The sequence below is a fragment of the Acinetobacter sp. 1130196 genome (assembly GCF_000588095.1).
In the GTDB taxonomy this organism is placed as follows: Bacteria; Pseudomonadota; Gammaproteobacteria; order Pseudomonadales; family Moraxellaceae; genus Acinetobacter; species Acinetobacter nosocomialis.
Map to the genome: position 1 here is coordinate 62,838 of NZ_JFWX01000003.1, position 13,794 is coordinate 76,631.

Consider the following 13,794-nt stretch of genomic DNA (forward strand, 5'->3'; position numbering starts at 1 on the left):
ACGTTATTATCCATATAGCTCAATTTTTATAATAAAAACCGGATTCGCTAAATATACGATGAAATCTGTTTTTTGAGCTGAAAAATCACTAGATGTTGTTACCACATGTAATAACATCAGATTTTTAATGATTTTTTAGTGTACAATAAATTTCATTTTGCGTTTTTATTATTCAAGTTGCGCAATACAACTTGTTTCTCGCTTTATTTTTCTAATTTGGTCGGGTTTTCAGAATATAAGCTTTGGAAATCTCTTTGAATTCCTATCTATTCTGAAATGAAAATTTCACCTTTAGGCTTCGGTCTAAATTATATATGGATACGAGTGTGCTACCGATAATTATCTTATTACCGTTAATATTAGGCACCACCCTTGTTTCATTGCTTCAACGGTTTTCACGTGGAGTAACGGCTTTAGGGGCGATCGGAGTCAGTTTAACCAGTTTTGGTTTATTACTGACTCAGGCTAAAACTGTGCTTGGTGGTGCAAGCATTCAACAAAGTTGGGATTGGTTACCGCAATTAGGAATTAATCTGAGCTTTAGACTTGATGCCCTTGGTTTATTATTTTCTCTTCTTATTACCGGTATCGGTACACTCATTTATATTTATGCCTATTATTATTTAGGCCCTAAAAATTCATTAAGTAAATTATATTTATTACTCATGCTGTTTATGGCAGCAATGCTGGGTATTTCCCTTTCAAACAATTTAATTATTTTATTAGTGTTTTGGGAACTTACCAGTATCTCATCTTTCTTATTAGTGGGTTACTGGAGTCATTACGAAGCTGCTCAACGTGGCTCGCGCATGGCACTTACCATTACAGGAATGGGTGGACTCGCCATGCTAGGTGGATTTGTCTTATTAGGACAAATCACCGGTACTTATGAAATTAATGATATTGTCGGAATGAAAGACCTCATTCAAAGTCATCATCTTTTTGTTCCGATGCTTTTGCTTATTTTACTCGGTGCTTTTACTAAAAGTGCTCAGTTCCCTTTTCATTTTTGGTTACCCAATGCAATGGCAGCACCCACTCCGGTGTCAGCCTATTTGCACTCTGCCACCATGGTTAAGGCAGGTATTTTCTTATTAGCACGTCTTGCACCTATCTTTATTGGTGCGGCGCTTTATCACAACATTGTCACGTTTGTCGGCCTATTCACGCTTTGTATGGCGGCATGCTTTGCTATCTTCAAAGAAGATTTAAAAGGATTATTAGCCTATTCCACTATTAGTCATTTAGGTCTTATTGTCTGCTTGTTAGGTATTGGTTCACCTTTAGCGGTTGCCGCTGCAATTTTTCATATTATTAACCACGCAACCTTTAAAGCTGCCCTGTTTATGATTGCAGGGATTATTGACCATGAAACAGGTACACGTGATCTTAGAAAATTAAGTGGTGTTTGGCAGCTACTACCGTTTACCGCAACGCTCACTATGATCACTGCAGCCTCAATGGCAGGTGTTCCTCTTACCAATGGCTTTATTTCTAAAGAAATGTTCTTTACCGAACTGTTAGCGAACCTTTCAGGATCGGCTGTTATTTTTGCCAGTATTATTGCGACCCTTGCCGGTATTTTTGCAGTGAGTTATTCAATTCGGTTAGTTCACGGCGTATTTTTTGATGGCCCATTGGGTAAACAAGTTCCAAATAAAAATGCCCACGAGCCACCTATCGGCATGAGAGCACCAGCTATATTGCTCGCGGCACTATGTATTTTGGTCGGTATTTTCCCTGCCCTACTGGTCGAGCCTTTAGTTAACAGTGTGACACGCGCAAGTCTTATGCAGCCTGATTTTGCAGGAACTCATCTTGCAATTTGGCATGGATTCAATGCGCCATTAGTCATGAGTATTATTGCCTTGGCTGGAGGTACGCTTTTCTATTTTGCCCTAGCAAAAGATGGCATGATTCGTAAGATCGACCTTGACCCAAGACTTGGTCGCTTACAAGGCCGTATTTTATTTGATTTATTCTTAAAGCATTTATTATTAACGAGCCGAAAAATCAAACAAAAAACCGAAAATGGTTCTTTGCAAAGTTACCTGTTTTTAATCATTGCTTTTAGCATCGTCATGGTTACTCTGCCTTTGCTCAATCAAGGGCTTACCACAGGTACACGTGAGCTGACTCATGCCCCATGGATTGCAGTTGTGCTTTGGCTAACCTTATTCTCAGGTTGCTGGATGATGCTCTGGTTTCACCATGAACGCATCAAAGCTGTACTCATTAGCGGTGCAATTGGTCTCGTGGTAACCATGGTGTTTGTTACCATGTCTGCACCTGACTTAGCACTTACTCAAATTACGGTAGATGTGGTTACGACTGTTCTTTTGTTAATGAGTTTGTCTTTACTACCACAGCTGACACCTTATGAATCTACTCGCTCAAGACGTTTAAGAGATGCATTTTTAGCAATCATTGGTGGCTTAGGTATCGGCTGGATTACGTGGCTCATTTTAACGCGTGACCATAATTCGATTTCATGGTTCTTTGCTCAGCAATCTTTACCACTTGGCGGTGGTTCTAACATCGTGAATGTTATTTTGGTGGACTTCCGTGGTTTCGATACCTTTGGTGAAATTACCGTATTAGGCATTGCTGCGATTGGTGCGCTATGTCTTATGGATGGCATGCGCGTACACGGTACTACCATGACCCAAGGCCTGACCTACCGCTTTAACCCATCTCCGCTTATGTTCCGTATTACGGCCTCTTGGGTTTTACCTTTAGCGTTAGTGGTAAGTGTCTATATCTTTATGCGCGGACATAACTACCCTGGCGGTGGCTTCATTGCAGGTTTAATTACCTCAATGGCACTCATTATTCAATACATTGCTTTAGGTCAAGATCAAGCAGAACAAATGTTAAAAGCACAATCTGGTCGTCTTTATGAAATCTGGATTGGTTCTGGTTTAACAATTGCGGGCTTAACTGGTATTGCCGCATGGTTCTGGGCACGTCCATTCTTAACTAGTGCTCATGTCTATGTTGAGTTACCAATTTTAGGAAAACTACATCTGGCTTCAGCAGCAAGCTTTGATTTGGGTGTGTATATCACGGTGGTAGGTGCCACTATGCTACTCATTTCTGTATTAGGAGACTCTCGCCACTCGAGTATGTCTGGTCCTGTACCTCATGGGGAGAAATCATCATGATCAGTTTAGAATTCTTACTGGCCTCTGCCATTGGGCTACTTGTTGCTACAGGCATCTATCTTATTTTGCGTGCGCGTACCTTTCCTGTTGTGTTGGGTTTAGCCGTACTAGGTTATGCGGTTAACTTATTTTTGTTTGCGATGGGCCGTCTGCAAGTCAGCTCGCCAGCTATCCTAACGGAGACCACCAATATTACAGATCCGCTTCCACAAGCGCTTGTTTTAACTGCGATCGTTATCGGTTTCGCAACCACAGCGTTTATTGTGCAACTGGCTTTACGCAGCCGTTATGAATCAGGTAGTGACCACGTTGATGCAAAAGAAGATATTTCTCCAACATACGACCCACGTGAGGATGAGCCGTGATGTTTGATTTTTTATCTTTTTGGCAAGCAAATACACCAATTTTCAGCATCCTCATCCCGGCATTTACTGGTTTTATTTTACTGCTTCTAGGCAATCCTGGCGCTGGTGCATTAAAAGAAGACTGGCGTCAACGTTGGCGACGTGGCATTAGCTTGCTCTCAGCAATCGCAGGTTTAGTCACTGCTGTTAGTTATCTGATTGTTGCTAATACAGGCCAAATTACTGTTTACCAGTTGAGCGAGTGGTCAGCACCATTTGGTATTGTGCTGGTACTTGATCGACTTTCAGCATTTATGCTGGTTTTAACCTATGCCTTAGCAGTCCCGGTTTTATGGTATGCAAGTGAGAATTGGGATACGAGAGGTCGCTATTTCCACGCTATATTCCATTTTCTTTTAATGGGCCTATGCGGAGCATTTCTTACAGGTGACTTATTCAACCTGTTCGTTTTCTTTGAAATCTTGCTTATGGCGTCCTATGTTTTGCTGTTGCATGGACAAGGCAAACCACGTTTTCAGCTTGGCGTACACTATGTCATTATCAATCTCTTAGCCTCTGCCCTATTCTTAATTGGCCTTGGTATGATTTATGGCAGTGTAGGCAGTCTAAATATGACTGACGTTTCACGCCTTTTACCAACTTTAGATGCAGATCAACATAAATTAGCAGTCGCTGGTGCCCTACTGTTATTTGTCGTGTTTGGTATTAAAGCAGCCATGCTACCAGTGGGTTTTTGGATACCAAAAACTTATGCCGTTGCAAGTACACCTGTCGCAGCGATCTTTACCATTATGACTAAAGTGGGCATCTATGCCATTTTGCGTGTAAATGGGACTGTATTTAATGATGTACTTAGCCAAGAAATCTTTAAAAGTTGGCTTCTTCCAATTGGCTTAATTACGTCTCTATACGGTGTGGTTGGAGCAATCGGTGCAGATCGCCTTAGACGTTTTGTTGGTTTTATGGTGCTGTCTTCGATTGGTACATTATTGACTGCAATTGCTATGTCAAATACGCAAGCTTGGTCAGGGGCACTATTCTATTTAGTCCACAGTACACTGATCGGTGCTGCATTTTACTTGTTCTGTGGTTGGATGACTTCGCAACGCGGTGATTTCAAAGATCACTTAAAAATCGCACCAAGAATTAAGCAAGAAAAAGCAGCCATGCTGACTTATTTCTTAATTGCCATGATGCTCGCTGGTTTACCACCTTTTAGTGGCTTCTTTGGAAAGGTGTTTATTTTACAAGCAACTGTTGAAACAGCATATCAAGGCTGGGTAATTGGTATTGTGCTTGTGGTCAGTCTATTAAGCATTATTGCGTTAACACGTGTCGGATTTATTTTATTCTGGCGTGCCTCAGCACCAGAAGAAGATCCGATCAATCCTGCTTATATTATTTATCGGGCTTTACCTGAACGTGCACCACCACGTAATGATTCAGTGATTTATATTTTGCTTGCAGGTTTAGTGGCTTATGTCGTATTTGCTTCACCTGTGTTGCACTACACCACAAGCACTGCTCAGCAAATTCAAAATCACGCCTTATATCAGCAATCTATTCTTAAAACTGATCAAAATGGCGAAATCATTAGTGTGCAGCCTTATGATTCAACTTATTTACCAGAAACAAAATATGGTGGAGAAGTTGAAGATCATAATGCCTATCTGATACCTGACATTATTTCTAAAGACACATACAACGGTGTACATATTTCCGAATACAAACACCGCCAAATTCAGCAGCAAGAAAAATTGCAAACACCAACCATTGCTGATGAAAGTCAACTGAAACCTATGGAGCCATAACAATGCAGCTATCTAAATTGCTTGACCGCTGGTTCCCGCATCCATTTGTTTCTTTTTTAATTATCGTTTTTTGGTTAATGCTCTCGCATAGTCTTGATGCAAGTGACCTGCTTATGGCTGTAATTTTGGGGCTTGTGATTCCTCGATTGGTTCGACCTTTTATTACTAGAACACCGCACATTCATTGGCAACCAGCAGTAAAACTATGCTTTGTTGTACTGTGGGATATTATTGTTTCCAATTTTCGCGTTGCTAAACTGGTATTAGGGTCACCTAAAAAATTACATCCCAAATGGTACCGTGTTCCATTAGAAACAGAACATGAACAAGTAAATTCTTTACTCGCAATGATTATTACCACAACACCAGGTACGGTCTCTGCTGGTATTGATCAAGAGCGTGGTGACATTTTGGTACACTCGCTCAGTACAGAAAATACTGAAAGTGATGTGCAAGACATCAAACAACGCTATGAGGCTCCACTCATGGAAATTTTTGATGTGAAAAGCAAATCGGAGGACAACACATGACCATCCTACCTTATGCACTTGGCATTAGCTTGATTGCCATCACGATCTCTATGTTGCTCTGTCTGTTTCGCATGGTGATGGGACCATCAATTGTAGATCGCCTTTTAGCACTTGATACCCTTTTTCTAAATGCAACTTGTCTCATTGTTGTATTAGGTATTTATTGGACAACCACCTCTTTATTTGAAGGGGCATTATTAGTTGCCATGCTAGGGTTTGTATCGACAGCTGCTTTGGCTCGTTATTTTACAACCGGTCATGTAATCGATTAGAGGGAGGTCAAAATGCAAATTACAATGGAAATTATTGTTTCGATCTTTCTAGTTTTTGGTTCGTTCTTTATGTTAGTTGGTTCAATCGGCATGGTACGCCTACCCGATTTATTTATGCGACTACATGCGCCTACCAAATCGAGTACATTAGGACTAGGTAGCTTTTTAATTGCTTCAATGATCTTTTTTGCTTTTCAAGGTCGTTTTGGCTTTGCCGAACTTCTCATCACTCTGTTAGCTTTCATTACAGCACCTGTTTCAGCCAATTTAATTGCACAAGCAGCACTACATCTGCGTTTACGCTCATTAAGTGGTGAAGTTCCTGAAGCAATCGAACGTCCATTACCATGGGATCGCTATAAAATCGGACAACGCTTTTCACAAAACAAACCTCCGATGGAGCCTCCTCAGGAATAAAAATGTGAACAAATAAAAAAGCCACCCAAAGGTGGCTTTTTTATTTTGAGTATAAATTACTCTTCGTCATCTGACTTACGTTCCGGTAAATCTTGTACCGCTTTTTCAATAAGACCAAACATATAATTACCATATGCATTCGTCTTATCGTAATGGAAACGTAAGCGAGGCGTAATACGTGTTTTGATACGACGACTGAGTTCATGACGCAAGAAACCAGAAGCTTTATTTAATACATCTAAAGTTTCTTTATTTGCTGCTTCACTCTGCTCATCACCTAGCTCACGCCCCATAACAGTAACGTAAACTTCAGCGTATCCCATATCCGCACTGACTTTCACGGCTGAGATGGTCACTAGACCACCCAGACGCGGATCTTTTAACTCCTGACGGATTAGATCAGACAGCTCACGCTGTACTGAATCCGCCATTCGCTTTAAGCGTTGGCTACCCGCCATTAAAGACTCCGTTTAATCAATTGAACATCATATACTTCGATCTTATCTTGTACTTTGATGTCTTTATAACCTTTAACCGCAAGACCACATTCCATACCAGCACGAACTTCATCAACTACATCTTTATAACGACGTAATGATTCAAGTTCACCTTGGAACACAACCACGTCATCACGTAATACGCGAATCGGTTTATTACGGTGTAATGTACCTTCAAGTACCATACAGCCTGCTGCTGCACCAAACTTACTTGAGTGGAATACTTCACGTACTTCAGCAACACCCAAGATTGTTTCACGGTGTTCAGGAGCAAGTTTACCGCTCATGGCATCTTTCACATCATCAATCAATTCATAGATGATGCTGTAGTAACGAATATCGATACCGTCTTGGTCACTTCTCTGACGCGCAGCTGTATCAGCACGAACATTGAAGCCTAACAATACTGCTTCTGAAGATTCAGCAAGAATTACATCAGATTCAGTAATCGCACCAACACCAGAACTAATTACACGAACTTTTACTTCATCAGTAGAGAGTTCATATAAAGCTGCATTCAATGCTTCTAAAGTACCACGTACGTCAGTTCTTAAAACAACGTTCACTGTAGGAACATCTTTTTTGCCCATTGACGACATGATATTTTCAAGACGCATTGCACTTTGACGCTCAATACGTTTTTGACGTTCACGGTCAGCACGAGCATCGGCAACTTCACGTGCTTTTTTCTCGTCATTTACAACAAGAACTTCGTCCCCTGCCATTGGAGCATCTGGAAGACCCAGAATTTCTACCGGAATAGATGGTCCTGCTGATTTAATTGGCTTACCGTTTTCATCAGACATTGCACGGACACGACCATAAGATGAACCTGCAAGAACAAGGTCACCAATGTTTAATGTACCGTTTTGAACAAGAATAGAAGTTACTGCACCACGGCCTTTATCAACACGCGCTTCAATAACAACACCTTGCGCAGCACCTTCAGCAGATGCTTTTAATTCCATCAATTCTGATTGAATAAGAATTAAATCAAGAAGTTCATCAATACCTTGTCCAGTATGTGCTGAAACTTTAGCAATCGGAACATCACCACCCCATTCTTCTGGAACGATTTGTTTCGTTGTTAATTCATTTAACACACGGTCTGGATCAGCAGATTCTTTATCCATTTTGTTGATTGCAACAATAATTGGAGTCCCTGCTGCACGTGCATGGTCAATTGCTTCTGCAGTTTGTGGCATTACACCGTCATCTGCCGCAACAACCAATACCACGATATCTGTTGCTTTAGCACCACGTGCACGCATTGAAGTAAACGCAGCATGTCCCGGTGTATCAAGGAATGTAATAATCCCTTTGTCTGTTTCAACGTGATACGCACCAATGTGCTGGGTAATACCCCCTGCTTCCCCAGCCGCAACTTTCGAACGACGGATACGGTCAAGCAATGATGTTTTACCATGGTCAACGTGACCCATAATCGTAACAACTGGTGGACGAGTTGTTTGCTCACCACGCGCTTCTTCAGCCGCTTCAAGCAAGTTATCTTCCGCCTGTGTATCAGAAACTAGAACAGGGTTGTGTCCCATTTCTTCTACAACAAGTGCCGCTGTATCTTGGTCAATAGCTTGATCTTGATTAACCAACTCACCCATTTTCATAAGTGTTTTGATAACTTCACGTACTTTAATCGCCATCTTTTGAGCAAGATCGGCAACAACAATACTTGAACCGATTTCTACGTCATAGACTTGCTTTTTAACTGGCTTTTCAAATCCATGCTTGTTTGCTTGGCTTGATTTTAAACCACGTTTGTTATGGTTAACGAAGCTTTGCTCTTCTTGACCACGACGACCACCTTTCTTACCCGCACGCGGGTTAGTAGTTGCGCCACCGCGTTTAATTTCACGGTCTTCTTGCTTAAATGAATCTTCATACGCTTGGCCAACAAGACCTGAAGCAAGTGGAGAATCATCAATTACACGAATTGTGGTAGTAGCATCGTCATTTGAGTACTTAGATGCCATTTTGCGCATTTGTTCAAGCGTACGTTGCTGAGCTTCTTCAGCCGCTTTACGACGTGCAGCTTCTTCAGTTGCTTTTAACTGAGCTGTTTGAGCTTCACGCGCTTTCTTTTGCTCTAATGTTTCTGCTGGTTTTGGTGCAGGTTTTACTGTACCACCACCACGTTTTTTCACTACAACGGCAGCTTTAGGAGCTGACTGTGCAGCGCTATCTTGTTGATGAGCAGCACGCATTGCATCTAAAGTTGCTTTTGCTTTTTGCTCTGTTTGAAGACGCGCTTTTTGCTCTGCAGTTTCACGCGCTTGTTGATCTGCACGTGCTTTAGCTTCTGCTTCTGCACGCGCTTTAGCTTCTGCTGCAATTTGTTCTGGGTTTGGTTTAGCAAAAACCTGTTTTTTACGTACTTCTACGTTAATTGTTTTTGCTTTACCTGAAGTACTTGCAACTTTAGCGGTACTGGTTGTTTTACGTTTCAACGCAATTTTTCCTGTGTTACCACTTTCCTGACCATGCACTTTTTTCAAATGATTGACTAAAGTATCCTGTTGTTCAGTGGTAATATTGTCGTCTGCTTTAGGTGGAGGCAACCCTGCTTCGGGAGCCTGTTCTAGGAGCTTCTCAACAGGACGTCCTACACTGAGAGCTAACTCTTTAATCGACTTGTCCGTCATATTTCATCTCCTAGTTAAACCATGATTCGCGAGCTTTCATGATCAATTGACCTGCTTTTTCATGATCAAGACCTTCAATATCAGAGATATCGTCAGTAGCCTGATCTGCCAAATCATCAACGGTAATAATACCGCGAGCGGCAAGCGAGTAAGCGATCTCAGAAGTCATGCCTTCCATTGTGAGAAGGTCTGCGCTCGGTTCTTGAATATTTTCTTGCTGTTTCAAAGCATCAGTAAGGGCTGCTTCTTTTGCACGACTTTGCAATAACTCAACCAATTCAGCATCAAGCTCAATTTCGTCAAAAGTTTCAGCAGGAACATAAGCAATCTCTTCTAAAGAAGTGAAGCCCATTTCTACCAATGCCATTGCTAAATCTTCTTCAATATCTAAACGTGATACAAACATGTCGAGATATTGTTGAGCTTCATTTTGCTGACGAGCACGATACTCTTCTTCAAGCATCATGTCGAGTTTGTAGCCAGTTAAATCAGAAGCTAAGCGAACGTTTTGACCTTGTGAGCCAATCGCACGAGCTAATTGATCGCTGGTTGCAAAAATAATATCGGCACTTCTTGCATCTTCATCAAGCACAATGCCTGAAACATCAGCTGGTTCTAATGCGCTAGCAATGTATTGAGCTGGATCATCAGACCAAACCACTACATCAATACGTTCACCGTTTAACTCCTGCTGTACAGCTTGAATACGCGTACCACGCATACCAATACATGCACCTACAGGGTCGATACGGTGATCATTTGTTTTAACTGCAATTTTAGCACGGACACCTGGTTGGCGTGCCGCTGCTTTAATTTCGATAATCTCTTCAGAAATTTCAGGAATTTCTTTTTTCATTAAAGCGATTAACATTTCAGGCTTAGCGCGTGATAACAATAACTGAGCGCCGCGGCCTTCACGGTTAACATTATATAAGATAGCGTTTACACGTTGCTTTGGACGAAGAATTTCTTTAGGAATCATTTCTTCGCGAGCAAGATAAGCTTCTGCGTTGTCGCCTAAATCAATGATGAAACCATCTTTGGTTTGTTTTTTCACTTCACCGTAGATTAACTCACCCACTTTAGATTCGTATGCATCAGCAACTAAAGCACGCTCAGCTTCACGGATTTTTTGTACGATAACCTGTTTTGCAATTTGCGCAGCAATACGGCCAAACTCGATAGATTCAACTTCAAGTTCACGCACATCACCAATTGACCATTTCGATGGATCAACATCAGAGATCGCATCTTGGCAAGCTGGCATTTCGTGATCTTCATCCGCCACTACAGTCCATTGACGGAATGTACGGTAATCACCAGTTTTACGATCAATCTCTACACGAAGCTGAGCTTCTTCAGCATGCGTACCTTCGTAAAATCTTTTCTTCGTTGCAGCAACTAGAGCTTGTTCTAAAGCCTCGAAGATCGCTTCACGACTAACACCTTTTTCATTACTAACCGTTTCTACAACGGTAAGAATTTCGCGGCCCATAAGTCACCTACCGATTTCTTATATAATTTAAATAAATTTAATCTTGATAGATCAAGTTTGCTTTATCGATATTGTTGCTGTCGATATCAAGCACATGCTTTCCTTCAACTTCAACCTTAATCTCTTCATTTTCAAGGTCTACAGCAAGGAGTTTTGCTTGAAATTTACGGCGATTTTCTACTGCTGCAATTAAACGCAAAGCAACTTGTTGTCCAATATAGCTTTGCAACTGTTCGAGTTGAAAAAAAGGGCGATCCCAACCTGGTGAAGAAACTTCTAAAGAATATTCACCTGAAATCGGATCATGAACATCCAACATCGCGCCGACTTGTTGTGTAACACGTACACAATCTTGTACGCCAATACCACGACCTTGTTCTACTTCACCATCTTCATTAATCACTGGTTCAGCGTTTTCATCAACCGGTCTATCGATATAAATACGCAATAATGAACGTTTACCTTGTGGAAGGAATTCGATTCCCCACAGGTCAACACCACATGCCTGCACTGCTGGAGCAATCATGTCATACAATGCTTGGGATTTATTTGATAATTTCATTTACTCTCGTCATTCTCGTGCGATTCAATCGGTTGTTTTAACCGACACAGACCTACTATAGTGAAGCATGACTATTTGACCAATTGATGTCGACACTACACGATAGCGATACGATAACCAATAAAAAAGGGCGTTAATCGCCCCTATGTAGCACAGAAAACAATAGTCCACTGTGCAAAAAGGCCCACCTGTCTGTGAGCCTCTTTTAAGAAACTTGGTAGCGGGAGCTGGATTTGAACCAACGACCTTCGGGTTATGAGCCCGACGAGCTACCAGACTGCTCCATCCCGCATCAACGTGCAAAAATTATATACAAATATCGAAAAAAGTCAATGTAAACTTTACAATATTCGCTTGATTAAGTTGCACCTTAATCAAATTGGTAGCGGGAGCTGGATTTGAACCAACGACCTTCGGGTTATGAGCCCGACGAGCTACCAGACTGCTCCATCCCGCATCAACGTGCAAAAATTATATACAAATATCGAAAAAAGTCAATGTAAACTTTACAATATTCGCTTGATTAAGTTGCACCTTAATCAAATTGGTAGCGGGAGCTGGATTTGAACCAACGACCTTCGGGTTATGAGCCCGACGAGCTACCAGACTGCTCCATCCCGCATCAATAAACTGCTTGCACTCAACTTTCTGGTTCAAAGTTGGTGCGGAAGGGGGGACTTGAACCCCCACGCCCGAAGGCACTACCACCTCAAGGTAGCGTGTCTACCAATTCCACCACCACCGCAGCTTGTGGGACGCATTCTAGTCCTTCCAACTGCAAAAGGAAAGCCCTATTTCGAATTATTGACCCGTTTTTGGTGCATTTGGTGAAGTTTCAGGCGATGTTGTTTGAGCTGGTGCTGTTGTTTGTACAGTTTTCAAACTATATGCCTCTGTAGTCTGTTTTTTTGCAAAAACAGCAAGAGTCAAACTCGTTACAAAAAACAATGCAGTTAAAACAGCAGTCAGGCGAGTAAGGAAGTTACCCGAACCAGATGCACCAAATACAGTTGCTGCACCGCCACCACCAAAAGAAGCACCAGCATCTGCGCCTTTACCATGTTGCACTAAAATCAATGCAATCATCAGTACAGCTAAAATAATATGTACAACAAGTACAAAAGAGTGCATACCCTATCCTCGTTATTTGCTTTGCGCGAAGGCTTGTACAATTTGATAAAAAGATGCTGCATTTAATGAAGCACCACCCACCAACGCACCATTAATATCTGGACATGCAGCTAATTCAACAGCATTTTCAGCTTTTACACTACCACCATATAAAATAGCAATACTTGAACCCGCTGAAGTAAGCTGGCATAAGCCTTCACGAATTTTAGCGTGCATTGCTTGCGCATCTTGTGGTGAAGCTGTTTTACCAGTACCAATTGCCCAAATCGGCTCATAAGCAATTACAACTTGGTTTTGCCACTGTTCAGCAGTCACTACAGGTGCAATATCACAAATTTGTTGTAAAACAACTTGCTCTGCATGGCCTTGCTCACGCTGTTCAAGACTTTCGCCCACACAATAAATGACAGTCAAGCCCGCATTTAATGCATTTTGGAGTTTCGCCTTCAAAATTTCAACGTTATCGCCAAAAATATCACGGCGTTCAGAGTGTCCGACCAATACGAAATTAATTTGGCTATCTTTTAATAATTCTGCACTAACTTCGCCAGTATAAGCACCTGTACCTGCAATACGCGATACATCTTGCGCAACTGTATATACCGTTCTTGCAGCATCCTGCAATTGCGCCTGTACTGTTGTAAGTGCAATAGAAACAGGGGCAACGCCCACATGGCAGCTTTCATCTGCAATTTGGTTTTGTTGCAATAATTGTTTAAATTCTTCTATAAGTTGGTTGGCGTTAGCACGCATTGGATTCATTTTCCAGTTGCCAACTACCCAAGGCGTAATCGTCGAACCCGACATACTGCTCACCTTTCATCAAAAATGCAGCACATTCTACACGCATTTATACAAATTTCAGATACTTCTCTTTAATGGGATTACTT

At 41.6% G+C, this 13,794-nt stretch carries 12 protein-coding genes and 4 tRNA genes; 6 read left to right on the forward strand and 10 right to left on the reverse strand.

The features are described from left to right. Positions 1 to 314 precede the first annotated feature (314 nt). From J671_RS07655 to J671_RS07680, 6 genes are read left to right on the forward strand one after another with little or no spacing between them, the layout of a single operon-like run. Positions 315 to 3,164 (forward strand): monovalent cation/H+ antiporter subunit A, encoded by a 2,850-nt coding sequence (locus tag J671_RS07655; protein ID WP_031981882.1) that lies wholly within the window; start codon positions 315 to 317, stop codon positions 3,162 to 3,164. Then, positions 3,161 to 3,529: a Na+/H+ antiporter subunit C gene (locus J671_RS07660; protein WP_000624229.1), complete on the forward strand. Its 369-nt coding sequence runs from the start codon at positions 3,161 to 3,163 to the stop codon at positions 3,527 to 3,529. The genes J671_RS07655 and J671_RS07660 overlap by 4 nt, the downstream gene beginning before the upstream one ends. Then, the gene (locus J671_RS07665; RefSeq protein ID WP_031981884.1) at positions 3,529 to 5,340 is read left to right on the forward strand and encodes a monovalent cation/H+ antiporter subunit D; all 1,812 of its coding nucleotides are present in this window, start codon (positions 3,529 to 3,531) and stop codon (positions 5,338 to 5,340) included. Before J671_RS07660 ends, J671_RS07665 begins: the two co-directional genes overlap by 1 nt. Before the next feature lie 2 nt (positions 5,341 to 5,342). Further along, entirely contained in the window at positions 5,343 to 5,870 is a 528-nt protein-coding gene (locus tag J671_RS07670; RefSeq protein WP_002156972.1) for a Na+/H+ antiporter subunit E, read from the forward strand. Then, the gene (locus J671_RS07675; RefSeq protein ID WP_002053531.1) at positions 5,867 to 6,142 is read left to right on the forward strand and encodes a monovalent cation/H+ antiporter subunit F; all 276 of its coding nucleotides are present in this window, start codon (positions 5,867 to 5,869) and stop codon (positions 6,140 to 6,142) included. Before J671_RS07670 ends, J671_RS07675 begins: the two co-directional genes overlap by 4 nt. 12 nt (positions 6,143 to 6,154) lie before the next feature. Beyond that, on the forward strand, positions 6,155 to 6,559 hold the full coding sequence (locus J671_RS07680) for a Na+/H+ antiporter subunit G (protein WP_002157026.1): 405 nt from the start codon (positions 6,155 to 6,157) through the stop codon (positions 6,557 to 6,559). Between the two features lie 56 nt (positions 6,560 to 6,615). Here J671_RS07680 and J671_RS07685 read toward each other — a convergent pair whose 3' ends face one another. The 10 genes from J671_RS07685 to tpiA form a co-directional block, all read right to left on the reverse strand. Continuing rightward, positions 6,616 to 7,017, reverse strand: a complete 402-nt coding sequence (locus J671_RS07685; protein WP_002157043.1) for a ribosome-binding factor A — start codon at positions 7,015 to 7,017, stop codon at positions 6,616 to 6,618. Continuing rightward, entirely contained in the window at positions 7,017 to 9,716 is a 2,700-nt protein-coding gene (gene infB / locus J671_RS07690) for a translation initiation factor IF-2 (protein WP_031981886.1), read from the reverse strand. Before infB ends, J671_RS07685 begins: the two co-directional genes overlap by 1 nt. A gap of 10 nt (positions 9,717 to 9,726) precedes the next feature. After that, entirely contained in the window at positions 9,727 to 11,211 is a 1,485-nt protein-coding gene (gene nusA, locus J671_RS07695; RefSeq protein WP_002156952.1) for a transcription termination factor NusA, read from the reverse strand. Between the two features lie 37 nt (positions 11,212 to 11,248). Beyond that, positions 11,249 to 11,773 (reverse strand): ribosome maturation factor RimP, encoded by a 525-nt coding sequence (gene rimP, locus J671_RS07700; protein WP_002157009.1) that lies wholly within the window; start codon positions 11,771 to 11,773, stop codon positions 11,249 to 11,251. A 215-nt stretch (positions 11,774 to 11,988) separates the two neighbouring features. Beyond that, positions 11,989 to 12,065 (reverse strand) — tRNA-Met (locus tag J671_RS07705). An 88-nt stretch (positions 12,066 to 12,153) separates the two neighbouring features. Next, positions 12,154 to 12,230 (reverse strand) — tRNA-Met (locus J671_RS07710). 88 nt (positions 12,231 to 12,318) lie between these two features. After that, positions 12,319 to 12,395: transfer RNA gene (locus tag J671_RS07715), tRNA-Met, on the reverse strand. Positions 12,396 to 12,433: 38 nt separating this feature from the next. Further along, positions 12,434 to 12,518: transfer RNA gene (locus J671_RS07720), tRNA-Leu, on the reverse strand. Between the two features lie 56 nt (positions 12,519 to 12,574). Beyond that, positions 12,575 to 12,904, reverse strand: a complete 330-nt coding sequence (secG, locus tag J671_RS07725) for a preprotein translocase subunit SecG (protein WP_002156913.1) — start codon at positions 12,902 to 12,904, stop codon at positions 12,575 to 12,577. A 12-nt stretch (positions 12,905 to 12,916) separates the two neighbouring features. Then, complete coding sequence (tpiA, locus tag J671_RS07730; protein WP_031981887.1) at positions 12,917 to 13,711, reverse strand: triose-phosphate isomerase; 795 nt, start codon at positions 13,709 to 13,711, stop codon at positions 12,917 to 12,919. Positions 13,712 to 13,794 lie beyond the last annotated feature (83 nt).

What these genes read in the sequence shown, in the direction of transcription:
- J671_RS07655 (WP_031981882.1), top strand. Translation starts at nt 315, where the DNA reads ATGGATACGAGTGTGCTACCGATAATTATCTTATTACCGTTAATATTA.
- J671_RS07660 (WP_000624229.1), top strand. Translation starts at nt 3,161, where the DNA reads ATGATCAGTTTAGAATTCTTACTGGCCTCTGCCATTGGGCTACTTGTT.
- J671_RS07665 (WP_031981884.1), top strand. Translation starts at nt 3,529, where the DNA reads ATGTTTGATTTTTTATCTTTTTGGCAAGCAAATACACCAATTTTCAGC.
- J671_RS07670 (WP_002156972.1), top strand. Translation starts at nt 5,343, where the DNA reads ATGCAGCTATCTAAATTGCTTGACCGCTGGTTCCCGCATCCATTTGTT.
- J671_RS07675 (WP_002053531.1), top strand. Translation starts at nt 5,867, where the DNA reads ATGACCATCCTACCTTATGCACTTGGCATTAGCTTGATTGCCATCACG.
- J671_RS07680 (WP_002157026.1), top strand. Translation starts at nt 6,155, where the DNA reads ATGCAAATTACAATGGAAATTATTGTTTCGATCTTTCTAGTTTTTGGT.
- J671_RS07685 (WP_002157043.1), bottom strand. Translation starts at nt 7,017, where the DNA reads ATGGCGGGTAGCCAACGCTTAAAGCGAATGGCGGATTCAGTACAGCGT.
- infB (WP_031981886.1), bottom strand. Translation starts at nt 9,716, where the DNA reads ATGACGGACAAGTCGATTAAAGAGTTAGCTCTCAGTGTAGGACGTCCT.
- nusA (WP_002156952.1), bottom strand. Translation starts at nt 11,211, where the DNA reads ATGGGCCGCGAAATTCTTACCGTTGTAGAAACGGTTAGTAATGAAAAA.
- rimP (WP_002157009.1), bottom strand. Translation starts at nt 11,773, where the DNA reads ATGAAATTATCAAATAAATCCCAAGCATTGTATGACATGATTGCTCCA.
- secG (WP_002156913.1), bottom strand. Translation starts at nt 12,904, where the DNA reads ATGCACTCTTTTGTACTTGTTGTACATATTATTTTAGCTGTACTGATG.
- tpiA (WP_031981887.1), bottom strand. Translation starts at nt 13,711, where the DNA reads ATGTCGGGTTCGACGATTACGCCTTGGGTAGTTGGCAACTGGAAAATG.